Below are 24426 nucleotides of genomic sequence, written 5' to 3' on the forward strand. Positions count from 1 at the left end.
CGCTTTATTTTTACGGTTAGCGATATGCCCCTTGCATTTTACCTTTAGCCTGTGGGGCAGGGAAGCACCGCATTATAAAGATGCCCGGCTTATCCTCTTTTTATTTCAAAGGATTATATTTGCGGCAGTGTATATTCGCCGTTTTTAACCAGATCTAAAAAGGCCTGCACCACCCGGTTTTGATAGCGCTTTTTCGGATAACTTAGGTAAAGATCCCGGGTTAAATCCAAACCTTCTACCGATAGGGCGGCAATTCGACCCGTTTGCAGCTCGCGGTGAATGGCCCATTGAGATACGATAGAAATACCCAAACCTGCTTCCACTGCGGTAACCACCGCACCGGTGCTGCCCAGTTCCATCACAATGTTTAGCTTATCAATGGATAACCCGGCTTTAGATAAGCTCTCTTCTAAAATTACCCTGGTTCCGGAACCCACCGAGCGCCAAATCAGTTTTTCGCCGGCAATTTCTTGTAAAGTAACAGAAGATTTTGCTGCCAGCGGATGATCTGTCGGTACGATAACCACCAGATTATCAGTAAAAAACTTTACTGTTTCCAATTTCTTGCTCTCCGGTTTAATTCCCAGCGCCCCCAATTGAGCCTGTTCACTCAAAAGATGCTTTATTACATCGCCGGAGTCGGAAATTTGCAGCGAGATATGCACATCCGGATACTTTTTTTTAAATGCCCCGATAATATAGGGCAAGATATAATGACCGGGGATAGAGCTGGCCGAAATCACTAAATCACCTTTTATTGTAGCGCTAAGTTCTCTGATTTCCCGCTCTGTTTTTTCTATTAGCCCTAAAATATGCAGGGCGTTGTGGTGCAACACTTCCCCGGCCGGGGTAAGTGTTATCCCCCGTCCCCGCCGTTCAATTAAGCCCACACCGAAGTATTCCTCCAACGAGTTAATGTGCTTACTTACGGCCGGTTGAGTAATGTGCAGCTCTTGAGCAGCCATCGATAAACTTTTTTTATCTACTACTGTAACAAATGTTTTTAATAAAGTTGTATTCACTGGTTTCACCTCAGGATATATTATACATGTTAAAAAGGATTGGTACCCAAGGAGTGTAATTTTTCAATGGTTAAAACTTTGCGCTAACGGCATTTACCGGCGCGGTTTAACAAAGCTCAATTTAATCGGTGAGGGTAAATGCCTTGTTCTTCGTTAGTCAAATGACCGGTAGTTTCCTGCCAAACTTCTGTCAGGCGCCGATAGTCTTCTGCGGTAATTCTTCCGTCCAAACCCTGCTCATAATCTTTAATGGCTTTTTCTACTGCCACTACCCGATACTGCATTTTCCCCTTTTCCCAATAGGTATGCACCCAGGTAGGGATATAATCCACTTTGCTGATTTTGGTTTCCTTTGTTGTTAAATCTTTTTCTAATGTTACATTTACTATAACCCCGCTGTCGGAATATTGCCAGCGTTGATTAGATATAAAGTTCCCCAAGGAGTAAATAACAAATACTTCTTTTTCTTGGCCGTTATAGGTAAATTTTTTCTTTTCCATTGGCTGCAGCACATGCACATGATCACCGAAAATAATATCCGCACCGGCGGCAAAAGTTTGTTCTACCAGTTCTGTTTGCTTTTGACTGGGCAGGCGTTGATATTCAATGCCGAAGTGCAGATACACAATGACAACGTCAGCCCCCATGTTTTTCAGTTCAGCAATATCCTGGGCAATCAGTTCCGGGTGAGTAAAATCTATTGCATATTCTTTACCCGGCGGAACCGGAATGCCGTTGGTGCTTTCGGTGTAGTTTAAAATGCCTACTTTAATGCCGTTTACATCAAGCAATAAAGGTTTTCGCTCTTCCGGGCTGCGGTAGTTGCCCACGGCAATTAAATCAGCCGCTTCCAGATGATCCAGAGTAGCCACCAGGCCGTTAAAGCCCCGGTCTAAGCTGTGGTTATTGGCAGTGGTGACCACATCAACCCCCACTTTTTTTAAATCAAAAGCTAACTGTTCAGGACAGTTAAAACGCGGGTAACCGGAATAACCGCCGTTATCAATGCCGGCCAAGCGGGTTTCTAAATTGGCAATTGTTATGTCCGGTGCCGAGAGATATGGTTCCACATCGGTCAGCTGCCGGTAAAAATTGTAACTGCCGGTTTCCTTTTGCCAAGCGGCATTAATAACCGGCATGTGCATTAAAAAATCGCCCACGGCAGATATATTCGCCACAGCAATTTGTGGTTCCTGTATCGGGGGCGGCGGCTCAGTTTGTACGGTGTTACTTTCATCCGCACAGCCCGTAAGTAGTAAAGTGAAAAATAACGTAATGAGCAACTTAACTAAAGCGGGGCTTTTCTTCATTTTTCTTAAAATCATCTCTTTCTTAGTAAGTTTTTGTCTAAATTAAGTTAATTCTAGTGACGCCGGCAAAATCCTCTTGCTGTTTTTGCACCATTTTTTTGCGTAGCGTTCCATTTTGATATAACGGTTTGCTCCAGAACAAAACAAAAGCTTGTGCAATCATTCACATGTATCAGAAAAGTATATATTTTATATATTTTATGAAAATTTAAACTTTGGCATTTAATTTGCAATTAATTAAGAGGCGAAGATAACCCTAAATCTAAAAAAACTTAAGGAGGTTATTTTTCATGGCTGTATCTGCTTATTTTATTCCCACTGTTAACATTATGGGCGCAGGTTGTGTTAACGAAGTAGGTGAAAGAGTTAAAAGTATAGGCGGTTCCAAAGTACTCATTGTTACTGATGCCGGATTGAATAAAATTGGCATGGCTGATAAAGTTAAAAAAATTATTGAAGATGCCGGATTAAAAGCGGTAATTTTTGACGGTGCTCAACCCAACCCAACAGATCATAACGTAGAAGACGGTTTTAAAGTTTGGCAGGAAGAAAAGTGCGATGCGCTGGTTTCTTTAGGTGGCGGTTCTTCTCACGACTGTGCCAAAGGTATTGGGCTGTTGGCTGCCAACGGCGGCAAAATTCATGATTATGAAGGTGTTGATAAGTCAAACAATCCCTTTGTTCCTTTCTTGGCCATTAATACCACCGCCGGTACGGCTTCCGAAATGACACGTTTCTGTATCATCACCGATACCAAGAGAAAGGTAAAAATGGCAATTGTTGACTGGCGGGTAACTCCGGCTATTTCTATCAACGATCCGGAATTAATGGTTGGTATGCCGCCTGCGCTTACCGCGGCAACCGGAATGGATGCTTTAACCCACGCTGTTGAGGCTTATGTTTCTACGGCTGCTACTCCGCTGACCGACTCGGCAGCTATAAAAGCGATTGAACTGATTGTTAAGTACTTGCCGGCAGCAGTGGCCAACGGCCAAAACATGGAAGCTCGTGAGAAAATGGCATATGCCCAGTTCCTTGCCGGTATGGCCTTTAACAACGCAAGCCTTGGCTATGTCCACGCTATGGCTCACCAGTTAGGCGGTTTCTATGACCTGCCCCACGGCGTTTGCAACGCCATACTTTTACCCCATGTTGAACAGTTTAACTTAATTGCCTGCCCCGAGCGCTTCCGGGATATCGCCATAGCTATGGGCGAAAATGTTGAAGGTCTGTCGGTATTTGATGCAGGGCAAGCAGCAATTGATGCCATTAAGAGATTATCCGCTTTAATTGGCATTCCTTCCGGATTAAAAGAGCTGGGTGTTAAAGAAGAAGACTTCAAGATAATGGCTGAAAACGCCATGAAAGATGCTTGTTCGCTCACTAACCCCCGCATCGCAAAATTAGAAGATGTAATTCAAATTTTCAAGAACGCAATGTAATGTAACAACTAATAAGCTTAAGGATCAAAAAAGGCTTGAAGTGCTGCGGGCTCAATATACGCAGTGCTTCAGCCTTTTTTATTAGTTGGTTAGCTTGCTTTGCGGTAGGTTAGGAATTTATTGGCCGGTCTTCGTGCCGGCCCGCAAATAAACATTGCATCTATACGACCGGGTGGGAGTAGAACTTGACCGTTAGCTTATAGCCGCCAAAGCATTTACGCTACGTAAAGAAAACTTAGCTTCAAGGCAAGGGCAGTCGGGCACAGGCGGAAGCCCATAGAGGCGAGGAAGCAAAGCCGCCGGCGCATATAAATGGACGAGCTCCGCCGAAAGCATAGGGTTAAATTGCCTTGGCCCCATTGAGGATACCCCGCCAAATCACTGTTCCATTACGTAACAGATATTGTAAAGAGGTAATGGCAAAACTGTGTTGAAATAGAACATTGCCTGCTTAAAATAGAAGAAATATATTTAAAATAATAAAAATTACGAACGGTGTGATTGGGATGAGTAAACTTTTAGAGATTAGTAAATTTGTAGCGCCGGAAATAATTTTTGGCTTTGGGGCAATTGCCCAAGTGGGGGAAAGCGCCCTACGCCTTGGTGCCCGCAAAGTATTTGTCGTCACCGACCCCAATATTATCGCCGCCGGCTGGGTTGAGCAAGCGCTGCACTATTTAAAAGCAGCCGGTTTGGAATACCGATTATGGCCGAATATTACAACCAACCCTAAAGATGTGGAAGTTATAGAAGGATGCAAACTTTATTTAGAAGCCGAATGTGATGCCATTGTTGCCGTTGGCGGCGGCAGTGCGATTGATGCCGCTAAATGTGTTGCGGTATTGGCCACAAACGGTGGCCGGCCGCAGAATTTTGAAGGAATTAACAAAATTACCAAACCACTGCCGCCGATGGTTATGGTACCCAGCACCGGCGGTTCCGGTTCCGAAGTCACTCAGTTTGCCATGATTGTGGATACCACCCGCAAAATTAAAATGACCATTATTTCTAAATCGTTAATACCGGATATTGCTATTGTTGACCCGCAATTGTTAACCACTTTAGATGCCCGGCTGACGGCGTCAACGGGAATTGACGCCTTAAGCCATGCCATCGAGTCTTACGTTTCTTTGGCTGCCACACCCCTTACCGATGTGCATGCCCTTTACGCGATACAGCTGGTGGCCAACAATTTGCGGGATTCTGTAGCCTGCAGCAGCAACATGGAGGCGAAAAACGCGATGGCGATGGCCAGTTTACAGGCCGGACTGGCTTTTTCCAATGCCATTTTAGGGGTCTGTCATGCCATTGCTCACCAAATAGACGGTTTAATGGATAAGCACCACGGCGAGACAAACGGTATTTTGCTGCCCCATGTAATGGAATTTAACTTAATTGCCTGTGCCGATCGTTATGCGCAAATTGCCGAAGCGTTGGGTGTAAAAACCGAGGGTATATCAAAGTGGAAGGCAGCGGAAAAATCAATCAGATGGGTAAGAAATTTATGCTCTGATGTGGATATACCCCAGCAATTATCCGAAATTGGCTTGGAAGAAGGTGCCATTCCCGCTTTGGCTAAGGCAGCAATGAAAGATGCCTGCCTAGTTACTAACCCCCGCGACACTAAGGAAGAAGACATTGCTAAACTTTTAAAACAGGCACTGTAAGGGGTGAGTAGATGTTTATAGATAAGCGTTCTTTAATAGAAGATTTAACCGGTGTTAAATCTTCTAAACTAAACTATTATTTGGAATTAAAAAAGCGTAACGAAGAAATTATCAAGCAAAATTACCGTTTAGAAATCATTCACCAAATCATTAAAGATATCAACATCGATATGTCTATTGAAGATATTGTGCAGCGCACTTACAGCAAACTGCCGTCGGTACTGCCCTGTGATTTGTTGGTGCTGGCGCTGCTGGAAAACAACCAAACACTGCGCGTTAAGGCGATGGTGCCGCAAAATGATTGCCTGAACAAAACCTTGCCGCAAACTTCAATGCTTCTTCAATGTGTTAAAGAAAATCAGCACTATATATACACCTTTGATGAAGGTGAAAGCATGTGTGAAGCAATCTGCGGTTACTCAGGGTGTAAAAGAAGCGGCATTACCAGCGTATTAACCATTCCGCTATCGGTGCGCGGCAAAGTAATCGGGACACTTTTATTGGGCGCCGGTAAAAAAGACGCCTATCAAGAAAGTGAACTGGCCTTTTGCAACCAACTTGCCGACCAACTGTCTATTTGTATAGAAAATGCCCGGCTGTACGAAGAAGTGCTTCACGCTAAGCGTGAATGGGAAGAAACCTTTGCTGCAGTGGCTGATCCCATTTTTTTAATCAATGTCAGCAACTTTGAAGTAATGCGCAGCAATAATCAACGGTTAGCCTACATGCCTGAACAGCCCCAGGGCAACAGCAGTGACAAGAAGTGCTACCAATTGCTATGGGGGCGAAATGAAAAATGCCACCAATGTTTACTGGAAGAAGTAATAAGAACCGGTAAAGCCGCTCACCGGGAAAGGCAAATCAACGGTTATACCCTTGATGTTCATTACTATCCGGTGTATAACAGTAAACAGGAAATCTATGCCGTTATTCACCACATTCAGGATAAAACAGAGAAAGTGAAGATGGAAGCCCAGTTGATCCATACGGCAAAACTGGCGGCCATTGGGGAAATGGCGGCCGGTGTGGCCCATGAATTAAACAGCCCGCTGACGGTGATCATCGGCACTGCGCAAATGCTGCAGCGCACAACAAACAGCGATCTCTCGCTGGATTGCTTAAGAGATATCGAAAACTGCGGGTTACGCAGCAAACGCATCATTCAAGATCTGCTTACTTTTTCCCGGCAGGATCAGCGGCCGATGGCCCTTATCGATATCAACACACAGGTAGAAAAGGCTTTAGGTTTGGTGCGCTATCAAATTAATCGCAACAATATTGCCATCAAAACGGAGCTGGCGGCAGACTTGCCGCCGGTGTTGGCCAACGACCGACAGCTGCAGCAGGTACTGATCAACTTTTTGTTAAATGCCCGGGACGCATTAGAATCGGTAGAGCGGGAAAAACAAATTGTCGTTAGAACCCTTTTAGGGGAGCGAGACGGTGAGCGGCAAATTTGGGTAGAAGTGATAGACAACGGAGAAGGAATTGAAGAGCACAACCTGCCTAAAATTTTCAACCCCTTTTTTACCAGTAAAGAGGCTAATAAGGGAACGGGGCTGGGCTTATCGGTAAGCTTTGGCATAGCACAGGCCCATGGAGGAAACATTGAGGTAGAAAGTGTCTATGGGCAAGGCAGTAAATTTAGATTAGTGCTGCCGCTGCAAGAATAAATGAAAGGAGGTTGAGGGGTGAAGGGCAATATTTTGGTGATCGATGACGAGCCGGAAGTAGGCATTTTGTTTCGCCGGTTGTTGACAAATAAAAACTTATCTGTTGGGGTAGCAACCAACGGCAAGCAGGCAGAAGGGCTGTGGAAGGCCAATTCCTATCAGGTGGCGCTGGTAGACCTTAAGCTCCCCGATGCTGACGGTTTAACGCTGCTGCGAAAAATCAAAGAGGTGCAGCCGGATTGCGAAGTGATTATTATGACCGGCTATGCGACAACCAAAACGGCGGTGCGCGCCATACAACTGGGGGCCTTTGATTATTTGGAAAAACCCTTTGAAAACATTGCCGAAGTAGAGCGGCTAATTCAAAAGGCATTGGATTACAGCAGCGCCAGCGGTAAACTGATTCATCAAGCCGACTGGGCGGAAACGGCCAAAAAAGTGGGTTTATATTATGGGCAAAGTGAAGATATGCGTCGCCTATTAAATATTGCCAATAAAATTGCCCCCAAAAACATTAACGTATTAATCTACGGAGAAACCGGTACCGGCAAAGAAGTGTTGGCCCGCTTTATACATCAGGCCAGTACGCGGCATGACCAAAACTTTGTAGCCGTTAACTGCGGGGCAATGCCGGAAAGCCTACTGGAAAGCCATTTATTCGGACACGAAAAAGGTTCTTTTACCGGGGCCAACAGCATGCACCGGGGGATTTTTGAATTGGCCAACAACGGCACATTGTTTTTAGATGAGATTGGTGAAGCCTCTCCCGCCATTCAAGTTAAACTGCTGCGCGTTTTAGAAACCGGCGAATTTCACCGGGTGGGCGGCGAAAAACCAATCAGAACCAACGTGCGTTTAATTGCGGCCACTAATGTTGATTTAGAAAAAGCGGTAGAAGAAAAGACATTTCGCGAAGATTTATTTTACCGTTTAGACGTAGTGCGGCTAACATTGCCGACGCTACAGCAGCGCAGAATCGATATTCCCGGTTTAGTTTATCATTTTTTAAAGCGGCTTGGCTTAGAAAAAATGCAGGTGTCACCGGAGGCGATGGACAGTTTGTGCCAATACTGCTGGCCGGGAAACATACGGGAACTGTTAAATACCGTTAAACAAGCCGCGGCCCTGTGTGAGGATAATATTATTTTGCCCCGTCATTTGCCGGAGAAAATATTTTCTTCTAAAAAATGCATCTCTACCTATGGACAGCAGGAGTCGTCATTTCAGCAGCAAGAAAAAACCCCGTTATCACCTGTGTCGGCTTTAACGGAGCTGCTAAACAACATTGCGGCCAGTGAAGAAATTTCTTCCCAAGAATTGCTGCAAGTTTACCGCCTGGTGTCAGATTTTAAAGCCGATCTCACCAAAAAGCTGTATCAGCGGCAGCTACTATCGCCAAGCAACCTTTCTCTGAAAGAAACAGAGGCCCGGGCCATTGAAAACGCTTTAATGCTCTGTGCCGGTAATTTCACCGCTGCTGCCAAATTGTTGGGTATCGGCCGGAACACCCTTTACCGCAAAGTGAAAGAATACAACATTAAACAGTAGCTAGCTAATTATTATCGGTTCGGCGGTTTTCTCTTTTATCTAAGCTGTAAAAACCCAAATGAACGCGGTAAATGCTGGGCAAACCGGGAGAAACCAAGCCCACCCGATCATTTGGCTTAATGAGGTAGTTCAAATTGTTGGATACACCGTTAACAAATACCGCCTCTACCTTATCTTCCGGTATGCCTAATTGTTTAATAATTTCCCTGCCGGTAATCCCCTCATCGGGGATTTCCATTTCCATTGGTGATGTTAAGCCTCGTTTTCTAAATTCACTGTATAAGAACGCAAAAGCACGCAACTCTATTTTACCCATTTGCTCACCTCTTCAAATTTTTCGTACTTTTTGCAAAATTTTATTTACACTTATCTTAATTATAAAGCAAAATTTGCTCCAATGTTTCGTTATTTCTTAAATTATCGTCGGTATTTATAGAATACAAGCCATTTAGCTGTCAGTCAAATATGCCTAATTTATGTATTTTTGCTTATTTAAAGCGCTGCTCATTTTGATACAGTTTTGGTCGCCCGGTAAGTGATTTGTTGTTTCAGAATAATACAAATTGTTGTATTTCGGAACACATTTAATCGATAATAATGCTGAATTTTAGATGATTGTCTGGTATGAATTTTGCTGGTATTATATAAGTAACTATCTATTGAAACAATATTTAGAAAAAACTAAAGGAGGGTGTTTTTTATGCCTAAGCTTATTAGGGTAGACATGACAAACAAAACAGTCAACATTGAGGAAACCCCGGAAAAGTATCTTTTGCTGGGCGGCCGTGCGCTGACTTCACAGATTGTTTTGGATGAAGTTCCGGCAGATTGCCACCCGCTGGGACCAAAAAACAAACTGGTCTTTGCTCCGGGACTTTTATCCGGTACCAATGCTCCTTCTTCCGGTCGCCTGTCTGTCGGCGGTAAAAGCCCGCTCACCGGCGGCATCAAGGAAGCTAACGCCGGCGGTATCGCGGCACAAAAGCTGGCCAATTTAGATATCAAAGCACTGGTTGTTGAAGGTAAGGCCGATAAAGGAACTTATCTGCTACATGTTACCGCTGATAAGGCAGAACTTTTGCCTGCAGACGATTTAGCCGGTATGGGCACTTACGAGCTGACTGCGCTGCTTAAAGAGCGTTTTAACCCCAAAGCGGCGGTAATTTGTATTGGCCCGGCCGGTGAAATGAAAATGCTCGCTGCCGGTGTTACCAATAACGACCCGGAAGGAAACTCCAGCCGTTATGCCGGCCGCGGCGGTTTAGGTGCGGTAATGGGTTCCAAAGGCTTAAAGGCAATTGTTGTGGAAGCGGATAAAAGCTTTGATGCACCGGTGAAAGACGCGGAAGCATTTAAAGCTGCCGCCAGAAAGTTTGCTAAAATTCTGCACGATCACCCGGTTACCGGTGAAGGTCTGCCTAAATTCGGTACCAACATTTTGATGAATATTATTAACGAAGCGGGAGCGCTGCCGGTACGCAACTTCAGCACAGGCCGCTTTGACGGTGCCAGCGAAGTATCCGGCGAAAAATTGGCCGAAGTGGCGGAGGCCCGCGGCGGTAAAGCTACCCACGCCTGCCATCCCGGCTGTGTAATTCGCTGCTCTAACGTTTACCCGCTGCCGGACGGTACTGTTTGCGCGCCGATTGAATATGAAACTGCCTGGTGCTTTGGACCGAACCTAGGGATCAGCGACTTGGACGTAGTGGCGAAATTGAATTATCTCTGCAACGATATCGGCTTAGATACCATTGAAATAGGCTGTACACTGGGCGTATTAATGGAGGCCGGGGTACTGCAGTTCGGTGACGGCGAAGGTGCCATTAAAGCTCTGGAGGAAGTACGCAAAGGCTCACCTTTCGGCCGTATTATCGGTGCCGGTACCGGTATTGCCGGTAAAGTATACGGAGTTACCCGGGTACCTGCTGTTAAGAACCAAGGCATTCCGGCTTACGACCCGCGTTCGGTTCAAGGTAACGGTGTTACCTATGCCACCACTACCATGGGTGCGGACCACACTGCCGGCTATGCAGTAACGGCTAACATTCTTAAAGTGGGCGGCTATGTAGATCCCACCAAACCGGAAGGACAAATTGCCCTTTCCCGCGACTTGCAGGTAGCCACTGCCGCCATTGACTCCAGCGGATTGTGCTTGTTTGTGGCCTTTGCTGTGCTGGATAACCCTGAAGGCATGCCGACAATTGTCGATATGCTTAATGCCAAATACGGCACACAGCTAACGGCTGATGATGTCATTAAATTAGGTCAGCAGGTATTGAAGAACGAGCGCGAATTCAACGCTCAGGCCGGTTTCACCAAAGCACATGACCGTCTGCCTGAATTCTTCTACGAAGAAGAGTTGGCCCCGCACAACACCAAGTTTAAACTGAAGGAAGAGCTGGACGAAGTATTTAACTTTTAAATTAATTAACCGGCTTAAAGATTGCGCGGCCGCAAAATATATTGTACAATGGTAATGCACTAATGTAGATAGAAGGTGAGAGCTTGCTTCTGGAAGTAAGATTGTACAGCGGACTGGAGAAATATGTCGCCGGTGCAACCTACGGCAAGCCATTAAAGGTGGAATTGCCGGCTGCCGCTACCGGTGAAGATCTTCTCAGAAAGCTGGGCATACCGGAAGAAGCAGTATATTCTATTCTGGTTAATGGCACTCACCGCAATTTAGAAGATTATTTTGAAGACGGTGACCGAGTGGCCCTCTTTCCACCGGTAGGTGGGGGCTAAGATTAGGTGCATATTAACGGGCGGGAAGCGACCCCGCCTGTTAGTTAAGGGCGTTATGCTTAACAAAACATAAGGACATGCATAGGTGAAAAGGATATGGAATGGATTATACAAGGAATTACAGAAGCACTGTTAATGTTGATACATCGCGACCCGGAAGTAATGGCCATAACCTTGTTAACGCTCAGAGTATCTTGCACTGCTACTTTAATCAGCGTACTTATCGGGGTGCCGGTGGGTTATTTTTTAGCCTATCACGACTTTCCCGGCCGGAAATTTTTTGTCAGTATCATTAACTTAGGCATGGGCTTCCCACCGGTTGTTGTCGGTTTGTGGGTGTTTATCCTGCTTTCTCGCAACGGCCCGCTGGCCCCCTTGGAACTGCTGTATACTCCGACGGCGATTATTATTGCGCAAGCAATTATTGCTTCGCCGATTGTCATGGGCTTCTCGGTGGCTGCCTTTCAACAACTAAATCCTAAAATTCGCACGCAAATATTGGCCTTGGGAGCGTCAAAATGGCAGCTGTTGCTGCTGTTGGTGCGGGAAGCACGCATGGGATTATTTGCCGCTGTAATGGCCGGTTTTGGCGGTGTGGTTTCTGAAGTTGGGGCCTCGATGATGGTGGGGGGCAATATTCGCGGTGATACCAGGGTGTTAACCACCGCCATGGTGATGGAGGTATCTAAAGGACAGGAAGAAATCGCCATTGCCCTAAGCATTATTCTGCTGGCCTTAGCTTACTTTGTGGTAGTTGTCTTAACCTTGAACCAACAACGAGGGAGATTTATTCAATGAGCGAGGTAATATTAGCGGCAAAGGATATTGTAGTGGTAAAATCAAAACGAGAAATATTAAACGTACCGTACTTAGAAATTAAGCGCGGCCAAGTACTGGCCTTAGTGGGGCACAACGGTGCGGGAAAAAGCACTTTGCTGCAGGTGCTGGCCCTGCTCTTAAAACCGACAAAGGGAGAAGTGTTTTTTGACGGCCGCCCGGTGCAAGAGAAAGATGTATTGCGCGTAAGGCGGAAAATGGCATCGGTTTTGCAAGAACCTTTACTGTTAGACACCACGGTGTTTAAAAATGTAGCGGTTGGCTTGCGGTTGAGAAATTATTCAAAGAAAGAAATTACCCAACGTGTAAATATGTGGCTGCAGCGAGTGGGGATTTTACACTTGGCTAAACAGTCGGTGCGCACTTTATCGGGCGGGGAAGCACAGCGGACAAGCCTGGCCCGGGCCTTGGTATTGGAACCCCAGGTGCTTTTTTTAGATGAACCCTTTTCCGCCCTGGATACCCCTACCAGACAGGCTTTGCTTATTGAATTGAAAGAAATATTAAACGAAAACAACATGACGGCAGTGTTTGTTACTCATGATTACCGCGAGATTCCCGTACTGGCTGATTTTGTGGTTGAATTAGTAAATGGCCGTGTTGCACAGGTCGGTAAGCCGGAAGAATTTTTAGCTGCCAAAAACCGTGAAAGTGAACATTCTTTAGCCGGGTATCAGCAATTTTGACTGACCGTATCAGAGGAAACTGTCTATTGATTTAGAAAGCAGGTGAAATATATGCTGGACGGATTTGAACGGGAGATCAACTATTTAAGAATTTCAGTTACCGACCGCTGCAACCTGCGCTGTGTATACTGCATGCCTGAGGAAGGCGTCAAACTGCTTACTCATGAACAAATATTAACATTAGAAGAAATATATCAAGTTGTAGAAGCGGCTGCGCTGATAGGTATAAGCAAAGTGCGTTTAACCGGTGGCGAGCCGCTTGTTCGTTTGGGCCTGGTAGATTTAATCAGAAATATCAGTACCCTGCCACAGATTGATGATATTTCCCTTACTACCAACGGGATATTATTAAAAGAAATGGCTAAAGATTTAAAAGAAGCCGGTTTAAAACGGGTAAATATCAGCCTGGACACCATGGTGCCCCAGCGTTTTCGTGATATTACCCGTATCGGTGATATTAATAAGGTAATGCAGGGCATCGAAGAAGCATTAAGGCTGGGGCTGAATCCGGTAAAAATTAATACCGTGGTGGTACGCGGCGTTAATTTGGACGAAGTGGTAAACTTTGCCCGCTGGACAAGCAAACAGCCGGTACACGTGCGCTTTATCGAGCTTATGCCGATAGGTACTTCCAGCAGTTGGGCAGGAGATAGTTACGTGCCCGCCGAAGAAATAAAAGAAATTATCCGCGGAGAGCTGGGTGAGCTTGAGCCCGCATCCCAACTCATCGGCAGCGGCCCGGCAAAGTATTACAAACTAAAAAATGCTTTGGGAACAATCGGCTTTATAACTGCGGTGAGCGATCACTTTTGTGCCCGTTGCAACCGGCTGCGCTTAACGGCAAACGGACGGCTGCGTCCCTGTTTGTTTGATAAGCGGGAAGTAGATATCAAAACGGCACTGCGCACCGGAATCTGTAAAGAAGAGTTGGCTAAAATTATAATGCAAGTAATTAAAACCAAGCCGGATCGTCATCATATGAGTGACGGTTGGCAGGACAAAAGGATAATGTCACAACTTGGAGGTTAAGCACTACAATGAGTGAAATGACCCATTTTGATGCCCAGGGACGGGCGCGGATGGTAGAAATAGGGGACAAAGATGAGACCAAACGGGAAGCTGTGGCCAGAGGCGAAGTGCTCATGCAGCCTGAAACCCTGACCCTGATTGAACAAGGGCGCATGGCCAAAGGGGACGTGCTGGGCGTGGCCAGAGTGGCCGGCATTATGGCGGCGAAAAAAACCCCCCATTTAATACCGATGGCCCATCCGATTAACATTACCGGCTGTAACTTGAACTTTAACATTGTCCACCCCAATAAGCTGGAAATTGAAGCCCGGGTGCGCATTACCGCGAAAACCGGTGTTGAAATGGAAGCACTTACCGCGGTAAGTGTGGCAGCCTTAACTGTTTATGACATGTGCAAAGCCGTGGATCGCAGCATGGTGATTAATAACATCAGATTGATTAAAAAAAGCGGCGGAAAAAGCGGCGAATATATACGGGAGGGCGAACAACCATGGCCGGAAGAGTGATAGCTGTAAATATCAGTCCGGATAAAGGAATGCGGAAAAAAAATATTGGCCAGGCCAATTTGCTGGTTGATTTTGGGATTGAAGGTGACGCTCACGGCGGCAAGTGGCACCGGCAGGTAAGTTTGTTGGCCTTGGAAAGCATTGAAAAGATGCGGCAAAAAGGCTTAGATGTCGGTCCGGGGGATTTTGCCGAAAATATCACCACTGAAAATATTGATTTAGTATCGCTGCCTATTGGCACCAAGTTAAAAATCGGAGATGAAGCATTAGGGGAAGTAACCCAAATCGGCAAAGAGTGCCACCATGGCTGTGCCATTCGCCAGCAGGCCGGCGACTGCGTGATGCCCCGGGAAGGGATCTTTATAAAAGTGCTGCGCGGCGGTACAGTAAAAGTGGGCGATAAAATTGAAATTGTATCCCAAGGAGAGTAACGGCAATGTTGAAACCACCGGTGATTTCTTTTGTTGGCTGGTCCAATTCCGGAAAAACCACCCTTTTGGAAAAATTAATTGCTGAATTAAAAAGGCGTGGCTACCGGGTGGGCACCGTTAAACATATCCATCGGCCCATTGATTTGGATAAGCCGGGCAAAGACACTTACCGTCATGCCCAGGCCGGGGCAGAGGCAGTGATTATCGCCGGTTCGGACGGATTTGGTTTAATCCGCAAAACAAAAGAAGAATGGTCCCTTAATAAACTGCTGCCGCTGCTTGCCGATTTAGATATCCTGATCACCGAAGGTTTTAAACAGGAAAATACGCCGCAAATTGAAGTTTACTGCGAAGGCGTAAGTAAAGGCAGTGCCGCCCAGCCGGAGCACTTAATTGCGGTGGTAAGTAACGTGCCGCTAAAGCGGGATGTACCGGTGTTTGATCGTGACGACCCGGTAAGCATAGCGGATTTTATTGAACAAAAGTACCTGAGGTGATATAATTTGCCGGAATTAACACCCGATCAATTAAGCCGATACCAACGCAACATCCTGTTGCCCCATTTTGGCCGGGAGGGGCAGAAGAAGCTTATGCAGTCAAAAGTGCTGGTTACCGGTGCCGGTGGCCTGGGTTCTCCGATTTTGTTTTACCTTACTGCTGCCGGTGTCGGTGAGATCGGAGTTATTGATTCCGATGCGGTGGATTTATCCAACCTGCAGCGGCAAATACTGCACAGCACCGCCGATCTTGGCCGGCCGAAGGTAGAATCCGCTTTTGATAAGCTAACGGCTTTAAGTCCGGATAGTAATATCGTAATTTATCACCAGCGGCTTAATGAAAACAATGCCCCTGACATCATCAGCGGCTACCAATTGGTGATTGATGCCACCGATAATTTTGCTACCCGGCAGCTGCTCAACAGGCTTTGTGTTCAGCAGGGCAAACCCTTTATTTACGGCGGAGTGCTGGCCTATCAAGGGCAGGTAATGACCTTTGTTCCCGGCAAAGGCCCCTGCTTTAGCTGTATTTTTAGAAACCAACCGCCGGCCGGTGCGCCTACTACTTCTGAATTAGGTATTTTAGGGTCGGTAGCGGGGACAATTGGCTGTATAGAAGCTACCGAAGCAGTGAAATTGCTGCTGGGTATCGGTGAGCCCCTGGTCGGCCGTATGTTCACCATCGACTTGCTAACAATGCAGTTTGCCGAAATTGAAATAAAGCAGGATGAAAACTGCCCGGTGTGCGGACAAAAGCGCGATTGACCTAAGTCGCGCTTTTTTATTTGCGTCAGAAAACAAAACGGTCAAAACCGCCCCTGCCTTTTATTACCATATAAATTTAGGCCCGAATGGAAATATTACCGAAAAAAACATAGGGATCGGCATGCAATCCGGCCCGATTGAAAGAGATTAACACTCAACAGCGGTCAGTAATTTATTTAGGGTGAAAAAACAATTGTCACTACCGACAGCAAAGTGTATAATGAATATGTAGCAATATTTATATCTTAATAACTATTATAGGTTATTGCTGTGTAATATGCTGAGGTATGATGTCAAAAATATTTTGGGTTTACAGGCAATTTATGTGATAGTTACCACAAATATTTGCCTTTTGCCGAAGGGAGGGATCTTTTTAATTTTTTATTTTTTAAGCACCTTTAGTTTTCTAACTGGTTAGTACACAGTTAGTAGGTGATGACAGGAAAAACACGCACCTTGATGTGCCTGGGGAACCTTAAAGCACCTTTGCAACCGCTTGATATTTTCGTATAGGAGGGTGCGGCAGTGAATAAGAAGAAAAAGAAACATATAGAAATTATCAAAACCCATCTTAAAAACTATAAAACTTATAAAATAGGCATTAAAAACCTTCAGCAGTCATTGGATGAAATTATGCCTAATATTACGACAAATTATGAATGGAAAGAAGGGACATCCGGAAGTTATAGCGGCAAAAGCTCAACGGAAACTACAGCGATATATAGAGTTTCCGGGGAAAAGGCATTATATTTGCAAGAACAACTTAGTATTTATAAAATGATCATTACATCCATTGATGAAGCCCTTGCCGCTTTAACCGAAGACGAACAAAAATTTATCAAATGTCGTTATTTTGAAGGCTATAGTATTGAAAAAACCGCAATGGAGCTGGGATACAGCGTGCAAAACTGTTTTAAAATAAGAACGCAGGCGATGGAGAAGTTATTAATCAGTCTGAGAAACCTAATTACACTGACCGTAGACTTTCATTAAAAAGCAAAGCACCGGGTAGCGTTATGTACACCCGGTGCTTTTATTTTTTTGGACTGCCGGCTCTGTAGAGTTTTTGTAGAGTTTTTTTAGATTTTTTATAGAGTTTTACTGGAGTTTTTAGTAGAACTTTTAGAGAGTATTAGTAAAGTTTTGATATATTTTTCACAAAAATCTATTAGAGTTTTAATAGAGTTTTGATAAAGTTTTCACAAAGTTTCGCTAGATTTTTTCTTGATTTTCAATAGAATTTTTATAGAATTTTACTTTAATTTTTGTATATAAAAAGTGTAAGTTTTTTATTTAAAAATGAGGTAGTATGCTATTAAGGAATCTATTGAAAAACAATATATAAAATATAGTCAAAAACACTTCCTGATAGGGAGGTGTTTTTTTAATCACATTTGTGACTAAAAACACTAGCTCCCCCCTTTGGAATAAAGGGAACACAAAACAAACGGTGTAATGGGGGTGAAATTAATGAATAACAAAAAAAAAATCATTGTCAAGCATTTGAATAACTACAAAATATACCAAACAGGAATGAAAAATATTCAACTGTCTTTAGACCAAGTGGCCATAAATAAAAATAACGTCCGCCTTAAAGAGCAGTTAAGTATTTACAAAGCAATAGTTAATTCCATAGATGAAGCAATAAAAATATTACCTGACGATGAAAGAGAATTTATTAAGCTTCGCTATATAAATGGAAATTCTATGCAGGAAACAGCCAAACAAATGGGTTGCAGTGTTCAAAACTGCTTTCGTATCCGCAATAATGCCATGAACAAATTATTAATCAGTTTGAGCAACTTAATAAATATTTCACCTGACTTAGGTGAATAAAAGGTGCACGCTTCGGTTTTCTGAAGGGTGCGCTTTTTGTTTAAATAGAAAACTCATCAAAAAAAGGGGGAATGCCCAAAGGCAAAAAAGCGTGCTGTTTAAATAATTATGTTTTGACAATTTTGGTTAAGAGGAGGTTTACCTATGAGTGGAAGAGCAATTTATACCGGGCTCATGCAGGCAACAAGAGCCTATGCCCGTTGGGAATATGAGTGCTCAATGAATATCCTGCACAATAAAAAGCGCCTACTTCTGCTGTTGATAATGTGCTTGCCGGTTATAATTCCGGCCTTGGCTCATGCCGCTACATTGCTGCCTGAATCCTTGGGCGGTAAGGCGGCCTACTCACCGGCATTTTTCACCCCTAAAATATTTTACGGGTCGATATTAGTCGGGCTTTGTGCCGGTTTAATTACCGGTTGTATCGGTGCCGGCGGCGGTTTCATTATTACACCGGCGCTGATGAGCTTTGGGGTGAAGGGTATCCTGGCAGTCGGTACTGACCAGTTCCACATCTTTGCCAAAGCCATTATGGGCTCTGCCGTGCACAAGAAGCTCGGCAACATCAGTATTAAACTGGGATTGTCCTTTTTGGCCGGTTCCTTTGTTGGGGTAACCTTAGGCGGTTACATTAACCGGGCACTGTATAATTACAACCCGATAGTCAGTGACTTAGTAATCAGCTGCCTTTATGCACTCATGCTGGGCTTTTTGGGTATTTATGCCATGGCAGACTACCTGAAATACAGAAAAGCCCCGGAAACAAGCGCTGAACAGGAAAGATTAACCGGATTGGCCAAACGGTTGCAAAGCATCAAGTTACCGCCAATGGTCAAATTTGACGAAGACCTTTTCCCCGGCGGCAGAAGTATTTCCTTCTGGTTTGTCGCTATAGTAGGCGCTGCCGTTGGCTTGTGCGCCGCTATGATGGGCGTTGGCGGCGGATTCCTCACCTTCCCGGCTTTTGTCTACGGCTTAGGTGTATCCACCGGTACAACGGTAGGTACCGACGTATTCCAAATCATCTTTACAGCCGGTTATAGTGCCATTGCCCAATACGCCATCTATGGTTATGTATTCTATACCCTGGCTATGGGTATGCTGCTTGGTTCACTGATTGGTGTGCAAGTCGGTGCCATTACCACTAAAGTTGTTTCCGGCAGTACCATTAAAGGCTTTTATGCTACCACTATTTTAGCCGGTTTTGTTAACCGTTTTTGCGCCCTGCCTACCAAGTTGCAATCTTTAGGTTATTTGGAAATGAGTGCCGGAACGGCAAACATGATTAATACAGTGGGTAATGTGTTATTCTTCGGAATTATCACTTTCTTCGGCCTATGGGTGTTTGCTAAGTTCTTTACTAATATAGGCCGGCTGCGGGCAAGCGCCATAGCACAAAGTGGGCTTAGCCCAAGCGGCGCGAAGGGAGTGAGCCAATAATGATAGTTCACAAGAAACAATTTTACATTGGCGTAGTTCTTTTCGCCTTGTTTATTGCCATATTTGCTTACATGTGGACACCGTCATTTAACAATATGAATGCCTTTGATTACGCTGACAACTTATTTAACAGACTCTCTAAAGCTTCTTGCTACCAAATTCCGGATTTAATAAACCAGGCTGAAGAAAAAACCGGGACGGAGTTAAACACCACAGTGATGGCAGACGACCCGGAACAGGCCCAAACCATAGCAGCCATGTTTGACAGAATTGGGGCAAAAGCGGAAGTTACGGAAGAAGTTAACGTTAAAATATCCGGAGATTACGGTCTAATTACTAAAGCCGTTTTAGAGGACAGCGATCAGGGTTTTAGCAATAATGCCGCTTACTTTGAAAACAAATACGGTTTAGATGCCAAAGTAGTGCTGTACAACTGGTGGTTCTCAATGGACGGAATCTACAATGACTTACAAGCAAGAGGGGAATTTGAAGCGTCAAAATTTATTAACGATGTAAAGGTTAAAGGGCCGGAACCCGGTTACAATTACTTTGGTATTGAAGCTCAAGCAATATCTGAGGCTGCCGGAATAGCAACTTTCGCGATGGTATTCTACATTTTCTACACTGTACTGCTTGGCTATGCCATTTACTTCTTCTTTGAGGGTGTAGGCATCTTGGCAAGCGGTAAGAAAGCAAGCTAAGTTTATATAAAAACTGATATTTGAGCACGCAAAGCACCTTATCTCAAGGGTCTCTCTTTTAATAGAGTGACCCTTAATTAATTACAAAAAAAGGCGGAGGGATTTTATATGACGCCACCCAAAAGAAAAACGGCAGGCGACATCATGTTGCCGGCAAGTAATTTTCCGCTGATTTATGAAGATGAGACCATTAAAAGAGCGTTAACCAAATTTCAGTTTATATTGCCTTCCCAGCAAGGTGAAAAGCATGTGTTGGTTGTGATTAACCGCAAAGATGAACCCATTGGCTGGTTTGCCCTACAAGATTTGTTAAGGGTAATTTTAGGCAGCGGTTATAAAAACCAATACAATCTTTCTCAATTAACCGGACCGTACGCAAGTTTTGCCCGGATAATGGTTAGCGTGCTGCCTGATGACTGGGATAAATTATCGGAACAGTGCTGTAGAGTGGCCGACCGTCACATTGGGGCATATTGCAGACCCTTAGAAAAAGATGCTGTTGACGTTAATGCCGGTATTAAGCAAGTAGCCTCATTAATGAATCAAAAAAATCTCTATATAATGCCGGTAGTGGAAAAGGGTAAATTAAGAGGATTTATCAGGTCAGAAGATATTATATTGGAAATGGGCAAGGAGCTGGCTGAGGCCCCTTTTCCGGGCAAAACTTCGGCGATTCCCGTAGCACATAGCCCGTAGGGGCGGATGTAGAGGCAGGGCGGGGTTTCATCCCTGCCCCTTTACCCGGAAGTAACGCAATCGGATACGGGTCGGCATGGAAACCGACTCCTGCAAATTCACTCCGAATTTTTAAGGAGGTTGGCGGCAGTGGCTAAGCAAAAAGGAAAAAACAAACGCTTAAAAAATATTGACATAATCATTAACGAACTGCACCGAACAACTCCTCATGGCGGCTCTACCGTTGCCGAACTGGCAGCATTATGTGGGGTAAGCACGCGAAATATTTACCGCTATCTCAACGATATTGAAAGCATGGGTATAGAAATAATCCGCCCGGTACAGGTAAAACCGGGTGTTAGCGGCAAAGGAAGGTATCGACTGAAAAACATCTCCGCTGACAGTGCCGAAGACAGTAGATTAATTACCCTAATCAGTTACTGTATTGTCGGTGAGCTGCAATGCCGTCATCTTTTTTATAAAACTTGCGAGTTGTTAATTAAATATTGGGCCTTAAAACACGGATTAAGCCTGCCGCCCAACTGGACACTTAAAATTAATAGCTCTTCTATTAATGAGCCTGTTGCCCAAGGTAAATACAATATTTCCCATGTTAGTATTATCCCTTTCACAACTAAACAAATAATATCTGATTTTTTAGATGTGACAAAAAGATCTTCACCCTTAGAAAAACACAGCATACCATTGAATATCGGCAAAAGTCAAAGCTAATTAAACTTGTGAATGATATACCAAACTGTACATTTTAGTAGAATTCACTTATTGTAGTGATAAATATATTGTCACTGCATTGGCAGTGCAAAAGGGGCTGACATATTATGTTTTTAAACTATGCCGGCGCCGAGATATTTATCAATCCATATGTAATAATGCTTATAGGATTCAGCATCGGAATATTAGGAGCCTTTTTTGGATATAAAGCAATGTTTTTCACAGTTCCAGCCATGAATATCTTTGGCATACCCGCGGTATTTGCGGTGGGCAGTGATTTGGCCCATGCCTGTGCTAAGTCTTTGTTTGACAATCTGCAGCAAAAGTTTTTTAAGTACATTCAGTGGCGGTTAGCACTTATTTTAACTTGTAGCGGCTTCATCGGTATTTGGGTAAGCGGTTATTTAATCAGTTTAATGGAATACTATCAAGTGACGGATTTGATCATCAGATGTTTGTATATCGCTTTGTTAGCCATTTGCGGGTTAGCACTGTTAAAACGCAATAATTTGTTGAACTGCGGCTTGTTTTTACTGCCTAAGCCCAGCCTAATTGATGTAGGCCCGAAATTGAAAGTAAGCCCGTTAGTAAGAATTTCTGTATGGATACCGCTATCCATAGGCCTAATCGGGGGATTGTTGCTCGGCTTGTTGGGCGGCGGTGCATTTTTGGTCAGAATACCCCTTTTAATGTATTTTCTCGCCCTGCCGCTACCGATGGCAATTGCCACAGATTTTGTTGCTGTTTTGGTCACTACTGTCTTTGGCATTACGCTGTGGTCGCAGGCCGGCTACTTGGCTGTCATTACAACGATGTTCTTGTTTGTCGGGATAATAATCGGCTCACAAATTGGCTATGCCGCCAAGCGAATAATTCCGCAAGAAAGAGTGCCGGAAAAAACCAGAGAAACTTTATTGATTATGGCCGGGATAAAAACTGCCCTGGCGGTTATTTTAATGATGTTTGGTTTAGAAAAGTTTGCTATGCTGTTAATTATTGCCGCTATATTTAGCCCGGCGGTAATAGTGATCATTTACTTGTTGTTGGAAAAAATTATTGCCGGGATTTCCGACGAAGAGCAATATATTCCCTATGATGAGGGTGAGTACTTTCCTTACGACGAAGAAAATTATTATCCAAGCAGATCATTTTTTAAAAAATAGCACACATAATCTATAATTTTAACTTTGCCTATGTAGGGCAGGCTTTCATTCCTGCCCGCTGAAAATGAAAAACGATTAATATGATTTTGCCTAGAACAAAAGCAGGGCACGCTCTTGACCGTTCCGCTTGTCTGAACATGACAGTACGGTCAAGAGCGTGCCCTACAATTTATTTTAGTAGGTAATATTACTTTTGACCTCTATGGGCAGGGAAGCGCCCCTGCCCCTTTCACCCCTTAATTAACTGATTTTATCGGATACATATTTGCGGCTGTATACATTAAGTATAGACAGGCAGTAGTCAGTTAATTTGTTGCGTAAAGAAATAGGAGCAATAACTTCCGCTTCATCTCCCCATTGGAATAACCATGGCAGGATTTCATTAGTTTTTACAGACTTGATATTAAGGAGCAGCGAACCGTTAGACATTTGTTCTTCAACAGCCTTAAACGGAGCATCTTCTTGGTGATATTTTTTAGCGGCGGCAGAACTTAACATAATAACAACGTTTTCATAAACAGCGGATTTAACGGTGGTCTTTTTAGATTCTTTGGCAGGCAAATAAGTTAGAGCATTGCTTTTGGCAGTAATCGGTTGTTTTATTTCTGTCAATTTCCAATTGGGGGGCAGTAATATTGAGTTTTTCATGGCGATATATCTGATGAGAAACTCATAAAGTAACCTTAACTGCTCACGATATTGATTTTGTTTTTTGGCATACAAGCCAATCAGCATCATTAAGTTTGCGTCGACACGGGATTGTGGCATTGTGCGACTACGCAGGCGGTATTTTCCTTGTCCGGTTACACCGGGTTTGCTTTGCGCGGGACGGACAATATCAAAACCTATATCTTCCAGGTCATTTAAATAGCGGTAAATATTTCGTGTGCTTACTTTACATAACTGTGCTAATTCATTCAACGTACACCCGCCTTTAGGTGTAGTTTTTCTTAAATGGTTAAGCACCTTATTTATGTTGGCTACGCGATTATGCTTAGTGTTAGCCCTGCCCATATATATATCCACTCCTTAAAAGTAATTAAGGATTTTCTGTGGCCGGTATTTTTGTTTTGTCTTTTTTTACGTCTTTATCTGCGTCAGCTACAATTTTGGCCATTTCCAAGAAAATATCTTCGGCCCGTACGAACCCTACCAATTTGCCATGCTCAACAACGGGTAAGGTAGATAAATTTTTTTCAGTCATAATGACGGCAACAGCGTCTAAGGAAGTGTCGGCATGCACCGCTCCGGACTCCAGCGGTCTTAGCAGTTCGGTTATTTTTAAATCCGCTATTCTGCTATAGTTTTGATCTAGCGACATCCAAGAATCTTTAGAAAATAAACTTAATAATTCTTTGGCAAAATATGCTGACGGACCGGTAAAAGTGGATAAATTCCACCCATGAACATTTTTTAAACCTAAGTTGTAAGAGTATATTTTTTTAAGTAAATCCTGCAATGTTATCCAACCAATTGGTTTATCGCTGCGATCTAAAACCAATAAAGTTCGCCTTTTATTATAGCTGGATGTTAATGAAAACTGAAACTTAGAAAAAACTCTTTTTATTGTTTCGTCTTCGTATATAACGGGATAGCTATCGGCCGAAACCATAATGTCTTTGGCCGTTAATTTTACAGGTGACGCCATAACATGTAGTTCCTCCTTCTATATTTAACTGCAACGACTTAAGTACATCGAAAGCTGTATTGTTATTATCAGT

General features: G+C 44.0%; 25 protein-coding genes. 20 read left to right on the plus strand and 5 right to left on the minus strand.

Annotation, left to right across the window (positions count from 1 at the left end; translation table 11 throughout):
• Positions 1 to 113: 113 nt before the first annotated feature.
• Positions 114 to 1022: a selenium metabolism-associated LysR family transcriptional regulator gene (locus ACZ5NG_RS01930; protein ID WP_464252329.1), complete on the minus strand. Its 909-nt coding sequence runs from the start codon at positions 1020 to 1022 to the stop codon at positions 114 to 116.
• A 116-nt stretch (positions 1023 to 1138) separates the two neighbouring features.
• The gene (locus ACZ5NG_RS01935) at positions 1139 to 2200 is read right to left on the minus strand and encodes a CapA family protein (RefSeq protein ID WP_464252330.1); all 1062 of its coding nucleotides are present in this window, start codon (positions 2198 to 2200) and stop codon (positions 1139 to 1141) included.
• Positions 2201 to 2622: 422 nt separating this feature from the next.
• Here ACZ5NG_RS01935 and ACZ5NG_RS01940 point away from each other — a divergent pair, with 422 nt between their 5' ends.
• The 4 genes from ACZ5NG_RS01940 to ACZ5NG_RS01955 all read left to right on the plus strand — a co-directional run bounded on the left by ACZ5NG_RS01940 (position 2623) and on the right by ACZ5NG_RS01955 (position 8662).
• The gene (locus ACZ5NG_RS01940; protein ID WP_464252331.1) at positions 2623 to 3774 is read left to right on the plus strand and encodes an iron-containing alcohol dehydrogenase; all 1152 of its coding nucleotides are present in this window, start codon (positions 2623 to 2625) and stop codon (positions 3772 to 3774) included.
• A gap of 506 nt (positions 3775 to 4280) precedes the next feature.
• Complete coding sequence (locus ACZ5NG_RS01945; RefSeq protein ID WP_464252332.1) at positions 4281 to 5441, plus strand: iron-containing alcohol dehydrogenase; 1161 nt, start codon at positions 4281 to 4283, stop codon at positions 5439 to 5441.
• A gap of 11 nt (positions 5442 to 5452) precedes the next feature.
• Positions 5453 to 7114, plus strand: a complete 1662-nt coding sequence (locus ACZ5NG_RS01950; RefSeq protein WP_464252333.1) for a GAF domain-containing sensor histidine kinase — start codon at positions 5453 to 5455, stop codon at positions 7112 to 7114.
• Positions 7115 to 7132: 18 nt separating this feature from the next.
• Positions 7133 to 8662: a sigma-54-dependent transcriptional regulator gene (locus ACZ5NG_RS01955; protein ID WP_464252334.1), complete on the plus strand. Its 1530-nt coding sequence runs from the start codon at positions 7133 to 7135 to the stop codon at positions 8660 to 8662.
• 4 nt (positions 8663 to 8666) lie between these two features.
• Here ACZ5NG_RS01955 and ACZ5NG_RS01960 read toward each other — a convergent pair whose 3' ends face one another.
• Positions 8667 to 8978 carry a ubiquitin family protein gene (locus tag ACZ5NG_RS01960; RefSeq protein ID WP_464252335.1) on the minus strand — a complete coding sequence of 104 codons (312 nt, stop codon included), beginning with the start codon at positions 8976 to 8978 and terminating at the stop codon, positions 8667 to 8669.
• Between the two features lie 384 nt (positions 8979 to 9362).
• On the opposite strand from ACZ5NG_RS01960, the gene ACZ5NG_RS01965 reads away from it, so the two are divergent.
• The 16 genes from ACZ5NG_RS01965 (at position 9363) to ACZ5NG_RS02040 (ending at position 22705) form a co-directional block, all read left to right on the plus strand.
• Positions 9363 to 11084, plus strand: coding sequence for an aldehyde ferredoxin oxidoreductase family protein (locus ACZ5NG_RS01965; RefSeq protein ID WP_464252336.1), 1722 nt, complete (start codon positions 9363 to 9365; stop codon positions 11082 to 11084).
• Positions 11085 to 11167: 83 nt separating this feature from the next.
• Positions 11168 to 11407, plus strand: a complete 240-nt coding sequence (locus ACZ5NG_RS01970; protein WP_464252337.1) for a MoaD/ThiS family protein — start codon at positions 11168 to 11170, stop codon at positions 11405 to 11407.
• 96 nt (positions 11408 to 11503) lie between these two features.
• The gene (locus ACZ5NG_RS01975; protein ID WP_464252338.1) at positions 11504 to 12205 is read left to right on the plus strand and encodes an ABC transporter permease; all 702 of its coding nucleotides are present in this window, start codon (positions 11504 to 11506) and stop codon (positions 12203 to 12205) included.
• Positions 12202 to 12930, plus strand: coding sequence for an energy-coupling factor ABC transporter ATP-binding protein (locus tag ACZ5NG_RS01980; RefSeq protein ID WP_464252339.1), 729 nt, complete (start codon positions 12202 to 12204; stop codon positions 12928 to 12930). Before ACZ5NG_RS01975 ends, ACZ5NG_RS01980 begins: the two co-directional genes overlap by 4 nt.
• A 51-nt stretch (positions 12931 to 12981) precedes the next feature.
• Positions 12982 to 13959: a GTP 3',8-cyclase MoaA gene (moaA, locus tag ACZ5NG_RS01985; RefSeq protein WP_464252340.1), complete on the plus strand. Its 978-nt coding sequence runs from the start codon at positions 12982 to 12984 to the stop codon at positions 13957 to 13959.
• Between the two features lie 8 nt (positions 13960 to 13967).
• A complete protein-coding gene (gene moaC, locus ACZ5NG_RS01990) occupies positions 13968 to 14465 on the plus strand; it encodes a cyclic pyranopterin monophosphate synthase MoaC (protein WP_464252341.1) in 498 nt (165 codons plus the stop codon).
• Positions 14450 to 14896: an MOSC domain-containing protein gene (locus ACZ5NG_RS01995; protein WP_464252342.1), complete on the plus strand. Its 447-nt coding sequence runs from the start codon at positions 14450 to 14452 to the stop codon at positions 14894 to 14896. The genes moaC and ACZ5NG_RS01995 overlap by 16 nt, the downstream gene beginning before the upstream one ends.
• Positions 14897 to 14901: 5 nt before the next feature.
• Positions 14902 to 15393: a molybdopterin-guanine dinucleotide biosynthesis protein B gene (gene mobB / locus ACZ5NG_RS02000; protein WP_464252343.1), complete on the plus strand. Its 492-nt coding sequence runs from the start codon at positions 14902 to 14904 to the stop codon at positions 15391 to 15393.
• A 6-nt stretch (positions 15394 to 15399) separates the two neighbouring features.
• Positions 15400 to 16158 (plus strand): HesA/MoeB/ThiF family protein, encoded by a 759-nt coding sequence (locus ACZ5NG_RS02005; RefSeq protein WP_464252344.1) that lies wholly within the window; start codon positions 15400 to 15402, stop codon positions 16156 to 16158.
• A gap of 525 nt (positions 16159 to 16683) precedes the next feature.
• Complete coding sequence (locus tag ACZ5NG_RS02010; RefSeq protein WP_464252345.1) at positions 16684 to 17151, plus strand: sigma factor-like helix-turn-helix DNA-binding protein; 468 nt, start codon at positions 16684 to 16686, stop codon at positions 17149 to 17151.
• Between the two features lie 477 nt (positions 17152 to 17628).
• Entirely contained in the window at positions 17629 to 17994 is a 366-nt protein-coding gene (locus ACZ5NG_RS02015) for a sigma-70 family RNA polymerase sigma factor (protein ID WP_464252346.1), read from the plus strand.
• Between the two features lie 144 nt (positions 17995 to 18138).
• Positions 18139 to 19434: a sulfite exporter TauE/SafE family protein gene (locus ACZ5NG_RS02020; protein WP_464252347.1), complete on the plus strand. Its 1296-nt coding sequence runs from the start codon at positions 18139 to 18141 to the stop codon at positions 19432 to 19434.
• On the plus strand, positions 19434 to 20135 hold the full coding sequence (locus ACZ5NG_RS02025) for a hypothetical protein (protein ID WP_464252348.1): 702 nt from the start codon (positions 19434 to 19436) through the stop codon (positions 20133 to 20135). Before ACZ5NG_RS02020 ends, ACZ5NG_RS02025 begins: the two co-directional genes overlap by 1 nt.
• A 108-nt stretch (positions 20136 to 20243) precedes the next feature.
• Positions 20244 to 20831 (plus strand): CBS domain-containing protein, encoded by a 588-nt coding sequence (locus ACZ5NG_RS02030; protein ID WP_464252349.1) that lies wholly within the window; start codon positions 20244 to 20246, stop codon positions 20829 to 20831.
• Positions 20832 to 20960: 129 nt separating this feature from the next.
• Complete coding sequence (locus tag ACZ5NG_RS02035) at positions 20961 to 21542, plus strand: hypothetical protein (protein WP_464252350.1); 582 nt, start codon at positions 20961 to 20963, stop codon at positions 21540 to 21542.
• Positions 21543 to 21649: 107 nt separating this feature from the next.
• Positions 21650 to 22705 (plus strand): sulfite exporter TauE/SafE family protein, encoded by a 1056-nt coding sequence (locus ACZ5NG_RS02040; protein WP_464252351.1) that lies wholly within the window; start codon positions 21650 to 21652, stop codon positions 22703 to 22705.
• A 240-nt stretch (positions 22706 to 22945) separates the two neighbouring features.
• Here the strand turns inward: ACZ5NG_RS02040 and ACZ5NG_RS02045 are convergent, their stop codons facing one another.
• Complete coding sequence (locus ACZ5NG_RS02045) at positions 22946 to 23719, minus strand: WCX domain-containing protein (protein WP_464252352.1); 774 nt, start codon at positions 23717 to 23719, stop codon at positions 22946 to 22948.
• A gap of 25 nt (positions 23720 to 23744) precedes the next feature.
• Positions 23745 to 24353 carry a CBS domain-containing protein gene (locus ACZ5NG_RS02050; RefSeq protein WP_464252353.1) on the minus strand — a complete coding sequence of 203 codons (609 nt, stop codon included), beginning with the start codon at positions 24351 to 24353 and terminating at the stop codon, positions 23745 to 23747.
• Between the last annotated feature and the right edge of the window lie 73 nt (positions 24354 to 24426).

Source organism: Desulfovectis peckii (assembly GCF_055391705.1).